Source organism: Lederbergia wuyishanensis (genome assembly GCF_022900255.1).
Lineage (GTDB): Bacteria > Bacillota > Bacilli > Bacillales > Bacillaceae_C > Lederbergia > Lederbergia wuyishanensis.
Genome location: NZ_JALIRM010000016.1, coordinates 101,464 through 110,367 on the forward strand (window position 1 = coordinate 101,464; position 8,904 = coordinate 110,367).

An 8,904-nucleotide genomic window follows, 5' to 3' on the forward strand; every position below is an offset into this window, starting at 1 on the left:
GCATTTTCCCCTATCTTGACCATGTTGAATGTATACTATAATGCCTTTTCCAATAACTTTGGTTTTGCAAAAATCATCCTACCAGCTGAAGTTTGCAGGACACTTGTCACAACAACATCGATTCGTTTACCAATATAATTTCTACCTTCTTCTACGACAATCATCGTTCCATCGTCTAGGTAAGCGACACCTTGATTATACTCTTTCCCGTCTTTTATGACTTGGACATTTAATTCTTCGCCCGGAAGAACAACCGGTTTTACAGCATTAGCAAGGTCATTAATATTTAATACTTGAACGTTTTGAAACTCGCATACTTTATTTAAATTATAATCATTCGTTACGACAACACCATCAGTAAGCTTGGCCAGTTTAATCAGTTTGCTATCTACCTCTTGAATATCATCAAAGTCAATCTCGTACATCTCAACTTGTATATCTATTTCTTTTTGAATACGATTAAGGATATCAAGTCCCCGTCTCCCCCTGTTTCGCTTCAATGCGTCAGACGAATCTGCTATATGCTGCAGCTCCTCGAGAACAAATTGAGGAATGACTATGACTCCATCCAAAAATCCAGTTTGGCAAATGTCAGCGACCCTACCATCAATAATAACGCTAGTATCTAGTATTTTTAACCGTTTGGAGGCAGTCTCTTTTTCCGTTTCTACACCATCTACTCCTCGTTTCTTTCCGCTACGATTAATAGAAAAAAGACTCGTAAGTTCATCTCGCTTTTTAAAACCTACTTGGAATCCTAAGTACCCTAGCAATAACGTCAACAATATTGGAACGTACGTATTGATAATAGGAATTTCCATTTGGTTAATGGCCAAGCCTGCTAAAAATGCGACAATCAAACCGGAAATAAGACCAAGACTACCAAATAAAATATCAGTGATCGGAGCTTTAACAATCCTATCTTCCAACCACTTTACTCCATTGACAATAAAATCAACAGCCCAAAAAGTTAATAAATAAAAAATAATTGCACCTATGATAGCGGTAATATACGGATTATTAATTAACGCTACGTTGTCTAACTTTACCAATTTTAATAATTCAGGAATTAGAAAAATCCCTAAAGTCCCACCCAGCAATAAAAAACATGCTTGCACAATTCTTTTTAACATACCTTCCTTCACCTCCTCCTTTTAATTATGAACAATTTATTTACTTTAAAACCGTGGGCTTGCAAATTATCAAGAACTGATACTAGTTGAAAGATATTATGGGTTCTCTTTAAAATATAAGTTCTCATTTTAATATAACATTATTTGTAAAAATTCTCCTTCACCAAAAGGTAGCAATTTTAAATAATAATGTCAATTTTAGCATAGGAAAAAAGACATCTTTTTAAAAAACACATTAATTTAAGAAAATGCATGCTGTAGTGCTTCTCCTACTGTGTTAACTCCAATAATCTCGATTCCGGCAGGGACTTTCCAGCCTCCAATATTATTGGCAGGGATAATTACCCTTTCGAATCCTAGCTTTGCAGCTTCCTGGACACGTTGTTCAATTCTAGATACACGACGCACTTCACCTGTTAATCCCACTTCACCAATAATGCAATCCGTAGCTCTTGTTTGTTTATCGCGGAAACTTGAAGCTATACTTAATGCAACAGCAAGGTCAATTGCCGGCTCATCAAGCTTAACTCCTCCTGCTACTTTTAAATAAGCATCTTGGTTTTGTAACAATAAACCAACTCGCTTTTCTAACACAGCCATAATTAATGAAACTCGGTTGTGGTCAATACCAGTAGCCATTCTCCTAGGATTTCCAAAGCTAGTTGGTGATATTAGAGCTTGAATTTCTACTAATACTGGGCGTGTCCCTTCCATAGAAGCTACGACTGTGGAACCCGAAGTACCTTTTGATCGCTCCTCCAGAAATATCTCAGATGGATTCTCTACTTCTTCAAGACCAGATTCTTTCATTTCAAAAATTCCCATCTCATTTGTAGAGCCGAAACGGTTTTTTACCGCTCTTAAGATTCGATAAGTATGATGTCGTTCCCCTTCAAAATAAAGTACAGTATCTACCATATGTTCTAATAAACGCGGCCCTGCTATCGAACCTTCTTTTGTTACATGGCCAACAATAAAAATAGCGATCCCTTTCGTTTTGGCGATGCGCATGAGTTCTGCGGTACATTCTCGAACCTGGGAAACACTCCCTGGAGCGGATGTGACTTCAGGATGATAGACGGTTTGAATGGAGTCTATCACTACAAATTGTGGAGATAAATTTTCAATTGTTTGGTGAATCAATTCTAAATTTGTTTCTGCGTATATATACAAATCTGGGGACGAAACATTAAGGCGATCAGCTCTTAGTTTAGTTTGCTTGACCGATTCTTCTCCAGAAATATAGAGGACTTTTGGATTTACTAGAGCAAGCTGTGCAGAAACTTGCAAGAGTAAAGTGGATTTACCAATTCCAGGATCCCCGCCGATTAATATAAGAGATCCCGGAACAACTCCTCCACCGAGTACCCTATTTAATTCTTTTAGCTGTGTTGTTACGCGTGGTTCATTTTTAGTTTCAATGGAAGTAATAGGAGATGCTTTGGAAAGTTCTTCAGAAGAGGTATGTTGAAATGATCGTCTCGGTTGTTTCCCGATTATATCTACTTCTTCCACCATTTGATTCCATTCCCCGCAGCCAGGACACCTTCCCATCCATTTGGCCGATTCATACCCACATGATTGACACATAAATTTTGTTTTTTTCTTTGCCATCTTTTTCTCCTTTGATATAGAAATGCGAAAGTGCCTGCTAATCGCCGTACAGGCCCACAGGATGTGGGTCCGTCGACGTCGCCACAGGACGTGGCGGAGTTTAAGTCGACGTTCCTTCTTCGGCCTTTGACTGAGATAAAGGAAACACGATGAGTCCGTCAGGACGAATCAATGTTGACTTACGCAAAAGAAAAGGACAAGAAGTTTGCTAGTCGATAGGCGTTGTAGCTAGACATAAAAATTGCAGAAGCACCTTTGGTTAAATATACCGTTTTAAGAAACAAACAGGGTACACCTATAAACAGTGTACCCAGGTTTTTTGATTCAGCAAAAAATGCTTAAAGATGTCAATTATGACATGGATTTTTCAGTTGATTTTACTGTAAATTCTCCATTTTCTACATCGATCAAAATGTGCTGCCCGGTACCAATATTACCTTTCAACAATTCTTCTGATAAACGATCTTCAATAAACTTTTGAATGGCTCTTCTAAGTGGACGGGCTCCGTATTCAGGATCAAAACCTTCTTCCGTGATTTTGTCTTTAGCAGCCTCTGTCATTTCTAAATCCATTTCCTGCTCTTTTAATCTATTCATTAATTGATCAGCCATAAGTGTAACAATTTGTTTCAAGTGTGGCTTTTCAAGAGCATGGAATACGATAATTTCATCAATACGGTTAAGGAATTCAGGACGGAAGGCTTTTTTCAATTCTTCCATTACTTTACTTTTCATATCTTTATAATCCTGTTCCCCATCTTGAATACTGAAACCAACATATTTATTACGTTTTAGAGATTCTGCCCCAACGTTTGAGGTTAAAATTAATACTGTATTTCTAAAATCTACCGTTCTTCCTTTTGAATCCGTTAAACGGCCATCTTCTAAGACTTGCAATAAAATGTTGAATACATCAGGGTGTGCTTTCTCAATTTCATCAAGCAAAATAACGGAATATGGTTTCCTTCGTACTTTTTCAGTTAATTGCCCGCCTTCTTCAAAGCCTACATAACCTGGAGGCGAACCAACAAGTCTAGATGTTGAATGCTTCTCCATGTACTCGGACATATCAATGCGGATCATCGCATCTTCATCACCAAACATCGCTTCTGCTAGAGCTCTTGCAAGCTCAGTTTTACCAACCCCAGTAGGACCTAGGAAGATAAATGAACCAATTGGCCTTTTTGGATCTTTTAGACCCGCCCTTGCTCTTCGAACTGCTTTTGCTACTGATTTTACTGCTTCTTCCTGACCAATGACCCTAGAATGTAAAATTTCTTCCAAGTTAAGCAGCCTCTCGGTTTCTGTAGATGCTAGCTTAGAAACTGGGATTCCAGTCCAGCTAGATACAACATGGGCGATATCGTCGACTGTAACTTCGCTATTTTCTTGACCTTGTTTTTCTTTCCATGTTTTTTTCGTTTCCTCTAGCTCCTCACGAAGACGTTGCTCTGAATCTCGAAGGGAGGCTGCTTTTTCAAACTCCTGGCTTTGAACAGCTGCATCTTTTTCTTTTCGAATCGTCTCTAGCTTTAATTCAAGCTCTTTTAAGTTTGGGGGAGTTGTATAAGAACGAAGACGGACTTTTGAGCCTGCTTCATCAATTAAATCAATCGCTTTATCCGGTAAAAAACGATCAGATATATAACGATCGGACAATTTTACAGCTGCCTCAATCGCCTCATCTGTAATTGAAACACGGTGATGTGCCTCGTAGCGATCGCGTAATCCTTCTAAAATTTGAATGGACTCTTCTACTGTCGGCTCATCAACCTGAATTGGCTGGAAACGACGTTCTAATGCCGCATCCTTTTCAATATATTTTCGATACTCATCAAGTGTAGTAGCACCAATACATTGAAGTTCTCCACGTGCCAAGGAAGGTTTTAAAATATTGGAAGCATCAATGGCACCTTCCGCACCTCCAGCACCAATCAGCGTATGAAGCTCATCAATAAATAGAATGATATTTCCCGCTTGGCGAATCTCATCCATTACTTTTTTCAAGCGATCTTCAAATTCACCACGATATTTAGTACCCGCAACAACGGTACCCATATCTAGCGTCATGACTCGTTTATCACGTAAAATCTCTGGTACTTCATTTTGAATTATTTGCTGTGCTAAACCTTCTGCAATCGCTGTTTTACCAACACCAGGCTCACCAATTAATACAGGATTATTTTTTGTCCGCCTGCTTAATACTTCGATAACCCTTTGAATTTCTTTATTTCTGCCAATAACAGGGTCTAAGCTTCCTTCTCTAGCAATAGCAGTTAAATCACGGGCGAGTCCGTCTAATGTTGGGGTACTAGCACTTGATGAACTACCACCATGGCTATTCGCTTCATTGCTTCCTAATAACTGGAGAACCTGTTGACGTGCTTTATTCAAGCTTACTCCCAGATTTGTTAAAACACGGGCCGCTACTCCTTCACCTTCGCGAATTAATCCTAATAGAATATGCTCAGTTCCGACGTAGGAATGACCAAGTTTTCTCGCTTCGTCCATGGAAAGCTCAATTACTTTTTTTGCCCTAGGTGTATAATGAATGTTCTGCGAAGTATCTTGACCGCGACCAATTAAATTCTCTACTTCTTTTTGAATCTTTTCCGGCCCCAATGCGAGACCATACAAGGCTTTTGCTGCTATTCCTTCGCCTTCTCTAACAAGTCCAAGCAAAATATGTTCCGTGCCGATACTGCTGTGCCCAAGACGAACCGCTTCCTCTTGAGATAATGCCAATACCTTTTGTGCTCTCTCAGTAAAACGCCCAAACATCATACGACTCTCCTCCTAACTTTCTCTCTCTTCAAGTTTTAAACGCTCACGAATAATGGTTGCTCTTTTAATATCACGTTCAGCCGGTCGGAGGGGACCGCCAGCAAATTGTTGTAAGAATCCAGGCTGTGTTAAAATCATTAATTCGTTGAGGATATTTCTTGATAAATGTTTTATATACCCTGTATCTATGCCCAATCTTACATCTGATAAACATTCCGCAGCCTCTTTTGTTTCAATTATGCGGCTGTTTGCTAAGATTCCATAAGATCTAAATACTCTATCCTCTAATTGTATGTTCGATGTCTTTACTAAAGCTTCTCTCGCTGATCTTTCTTGCGCAATAATCTGTTGTACTACACTCGTTAAATCTCCAACAATGTCTTCTTCAGATTTTCCAAGAGTGATTTGATTTGAGATTTGAAAAATATTGCCCAGCGCTTCGCTTCCTTCACCATAAATCCCTCTTACAACGAGACCCAGCTGATTAATGGCAGGAATTATGCGGTTCATTTGTCTCGTTAAAATTAGAGCGGGTAAATGAACCATGACAGATGCCCTTAATCCAGTACCAACATTTGTTGGACAACTTGTTAAATAGCCGAAGTCCTCATCGAAAGCATAGTCTACTTTTCCCTCTAACAAATCGTCAATTTCATTGGCTCTTTTTAGAGCTTCATTGATTTGCAGCCCAGGAAATAAGCACTGGATTCTAATATGGTCTTCTTCATTAACCATAATACTAATATCTTCATTTTCGGATAATATAACAGCACCATGGGAAGCATTTTCTGCGAGGCGGGGACTAATTAAATGTTTTTCTACAAAGACCCTTTTTTGTAATGATTTTAAGTCTTCTACTTCTAAAAGTTCCATTACTCCATAGGATTGAAACAATCCGTTACTTAGTAATCCTTTAAGCTGATTAATAATTTCCCTTGCCTCTTCATTACTAAACAATGTAGGGAATTTATAATTACGAAAATTTCTTGCAAGGCGTATTCGGGAACTTAGAATTATATCAGAATCAGGACCTTCTGCGCTCATCCATGAACTAGCCGCTTTATTAAGAAATCTTTCGAGATTCATACTCTCCCCTCCTCATTCAACATCGTATTTTCGAGGGAACGGATTTGGTCACGTATTTCAGCAGCTTTTTCAAACTCTTCTTGTGCAATCAATGAACGAAGCTCTTCTTTTAGTAATTGAACCTTCTGCTTTATATGAATGGATCCCCCAATCCTTTTTGGAACCTTTCCTCCATGCTTAATATTGCCGCTATGAAGCCTCCTTAGAATCGGCGCCATATGATCCTTAAATGCGTTATAACAATTAGCACAGCCAAATCGGCCGATATTTATAAATTGTTGAAACGTCATTTTACATACTTCACACTGAACAATTTCTTCTGATGGAGAAGGTTGGGATTTTGCCTTTTGAAAAGTGGGATCTAAATTTAAGAGTCCTGCAAGTATGTCGTTTATTGAAAAACCACCGGCTCCATCTATCATAAATAACTCGCCCTTTTCCTGGGCACATTTTTCACAAAGTTGGATTGTCGTCTTTTCACCATTCACGACTTTCGTGAAATGCATCGTTGCGGGTCTTTCTTTACATTCTTGGCATATCATCACCTTCACCTTGCCTTCATTCGTATTTAATCGCCTGAAGCATTGCTTTCAATAATCTTGCTCTCATTTCATCCCGTTCAGGTAAATCAAGATATATGACAGATCTGTCTATTACACTTAACATTAATTTTGCTTCTTTTTCGGTTATAACCCTTTCATCTAAAAGCCGAAAAATAATATCCTGTGCATTGGTCTGGGATATTTTTCTTCCTACCAGCACTTTCAGCTGATCAATTAGATGAGCTTTGGTATGAGTCCGTACCTTCGTAATCCGGATATAACCGCCTCCCCCTCTTTTACTTTCAACCATATATCCTCTTTCAATCGTAAAGCGAGTATTTATGACGTAGTTAATTTGAGAAGGAACACATTGAAATTTATCTGCAATTTCACTTCTTTTAATCTCAACAATTTCTGTATCACTTAACTCCAACACTTTTTTTAAATAACTTTCAATAACATCCGATATATTCCGCATCATCAAGCCACCTCCTTGAAATGACGCTTGACTTTGACTATATTTGACTTAATTATACTAGAGAATATGTATAAATTGCAATTGTCTATTCTCTACATTATTTTATCCATCATGAAAAAAAACGAAACCAATTGTATAGGTTCTTTCAAAATTCATTTAGAAAAGTTGATGAAAATGACCGTGATGTTCTCCACATAGTGGATTGGTGAATTTCATTATTAAGATTAGTCAAGCTTGGAAGTGACGCTCAATCGGCTTGATGAACTTTGAATGTAGAATTAGTGGGAGGGAGGGCAGACCATCGAGATTGGCGATTGGTGACCTTTATAGGTGAATTATATGTGATTTAGGGTACCAATCCGACGATTGGTTTCCTTAAGTAGCAAATTCTAAATGTCTTAGGACATCAATAACTGAATTGGTGACATTCAAAACCAAAATATTTACTACTTAGGGCATCAATAAGCTTTTTGATTACCTTCATCAGCAGAATCCATTAGAACTTATGGGGATCCATGCCTTCGGCATTTTTTGGGGAAAACAAAAAAGACACCTAATATTTTGGATGTCCTTGGTTGCCTGGCAACGTCCTGCTCTTGCAAGGGGAAGCCCCTTACTACCATCGGCGCGAGAGCTTAACTTCCGTGTTCGGGCTGCGGATCAGGATGACCGGCGAATCTCTTCGTCATCCGCGCTCGTTCGATTCTCATGGGCATAGCCCCATTCCGAGTCTCTCTCCCTTGATTCCTTGATCTTCTTGGTCCTCCTGATCCTTGCCTACATTGATTTCGTTCTTTACTTCCATGCCTTCGGCATTTTTTTTAGGAAAACAAAAAAGACATCCACTAATGGGATGTCTTTGGTTGCCTGGCAACGTCCTGCTCTTGCAAGGGGAAGCCCCTTACTACCATCGGCGCGAGAGCTTAACTTCCGTGTTCGGGCTGCGGATCAGGATGACTGGCGAATCTCTTCGTCATCCGCGTTCGTTCGATTCTCATGGGCATAGCCCATTCCGAGTCTCTCTCCCTTGATTCCTTGATCTTCTTGGTCCTCCTGATCCTTGCCTACATTGATTTCGTTCTTTACTTCCATGCCTTCGGCATTTTTTTAGGAAAACAAAAAAGACATCCACTAATGGGATGTCTTTGGTTGCCTGGCAACGTCCTGCTCTTGCAAGGGGAGGCCCCTTACTACCATCGGCGCTGAAGAGCTTAACTTCCGTGTTCGGGATGGGAACGGGTGTGACCTCTTCGCCATCGCCACCAGA

7 protein-coding genes and 1 rRNA gene are annotated in these 8,904 nt (G+C 39.4%); all 8 read right to left on the reverse strand.

Annotation, left to right across the window (positions count from 1 at the left end):
- Positions 1-35 precede the first annotated feature (35 nt).
- The 8 genes from MT489_RS20110 to rrf all read right to left on the reverse strand — a co-directional run bounded on the left by MT489_RS20110 (position 36) and on the right by rrf (position 8,904).
- The gene (locus MT489_RS20110; RefSeq protein ID WP_244683345.1) at positions 36-1,133 is read right to left on the reverse strand and encodes a PIN/TRAM domain-containing protein; all 1,098 of its coding nucleotides are present in this window, start codon (positions 1,131-1,133) and stop codon (positions 36-38) included.
- A gap of 240 nt (positions 1,134-1,373) precedes the next feature.
- A complete protein-coding gene (gene radA, locus MT489_RS20115) occupies positions 1,374-2,747 on the reverse strand; it encodes a DNA repair protein RadA (protein ID WP_244683346.1) in 1,374 nt (457 codons plus the stop codon).
- 351 nt (positions 2,748-3,098) lie between these two features.
- The gene (clpC, locus tag MT489_RS20120; protein ID WP_244683347.1) at positions 3,099-5,531 is read right to left on the reverse strand and encodes an ATP-dependent protease ATP-binding subunit ClpC; all 2,433 of its coding nucleotides are present in this window, start codon (positions 5,529-5,531) and stop codon (positions 3,099-3,101) included.
- A gap of 12 nt (positions 5,532-5,543) precedes the next feature.
- The gene (gene mcsB / locus MT489_RS20125; protein ID WP_244683348.1) at positions 5,544-6,617 is read right to left on the reverse strand and encodes a protein-arginine kinase McsB; all 1,074 of its coding nucleotides are present in this window, start codon (positions 6,615-6,617) and stop codon (positions 5,544-5,546) included.
- Complete coding sequence (gene mcsA / locus MT489_RS20130) at positions 6,614-7,159, reverse strand: protein-arginine kinase activator protein McsA (protein WP_244683349.1); 546 nt, start codon at positions 7,157-7,159, stop codon at positions 6,614-6,616. Before mcsA ends, mcsB begins: the two co-directional genes overlap by 4 nt.
- 16 nt (positions 7,160-7,175) lie before the next feature.
- Entirely contained in the window at positions 7,176-7,637 is a 462-nt protein-coding gene (locus tag MT489_RS20135; protein ID WP_244683353.1) for a CtsR family transcriptional regulator, read from the reverse strand.
- 948 nt (positions 7,638-8,585) lie between these two features.
- Positions 8,586-8,729 carry a hypothetical protein gene (locus MT489_RS20140; protein WP_244683350.1) on the reverse strand — a complete coding sequence of 48 codons (144 nt, stop codon included), beginning with the start codon at positions 8,727-8,729 and terminating at the stop codon, positions 8,586-8,588.
- 59 nt (positions 8,730-8,788) lie between these two features.
- A 5S ribosomal RNA gene (gene rrf, locus MT489_RS20145) occupies positions 8,789-8,904 on the reverse strand.

What these genes read in the sequence shown, in the direction of transcription:
- mcsB (WP_244683348.1), bottom strand. Translation starts at nt 6,617, where the DNA reads ATGAATCTCGAAAGATTTCTTAATAAAGCGGCTAGTTCATGGATGAGC.
- MT489_RS20140 (WP_244683350.1), bottom strand. Translation starts at nt 8,729, where the DNA reads ATGGAAGTAAAGAACGAAATCAATGTAGGCAAGGATCAGGAGGACCAA.
- radA (WP_244683346.1), bottom strand. Translation starts at nt 2,747, where the DNA reads ATGGCAAAGAAAAAAACAAAATTTATGTGTCAATCATGTGGGTATGAA.
- MT489_RS20135 (WP_244683353.1), bottom strand. Translation starts at nt 7,637, where the DNA reads ATGCGGAATATATCGGATGTTATTGAAAGTTATTTAAAAAAAGTGTTG.
- mcsA (WP_244683349.1), bottom strand. Translation starts at nt 7,159, where the DNA reads ATGATATGCCAAGAATGTAAAGAAAGACCCGCAACGATGCATTTCACG.
- MT489_RS20110 (WP_244683345.1), bottom strand. Translation starts at nt 1,133, where the DNA reads ATGTTAAAAAGAATTGTGCAAGCATGTTTTTTATTGCTGGGTGGGACT.
- clpC (WP_244683347.1), bottom strand. Translation starts at nt 5,531, where the DNA reads ATGATGTTTGGGCGTTTTACTGAGAGAGCACAAAAGGTATTGGCATTA.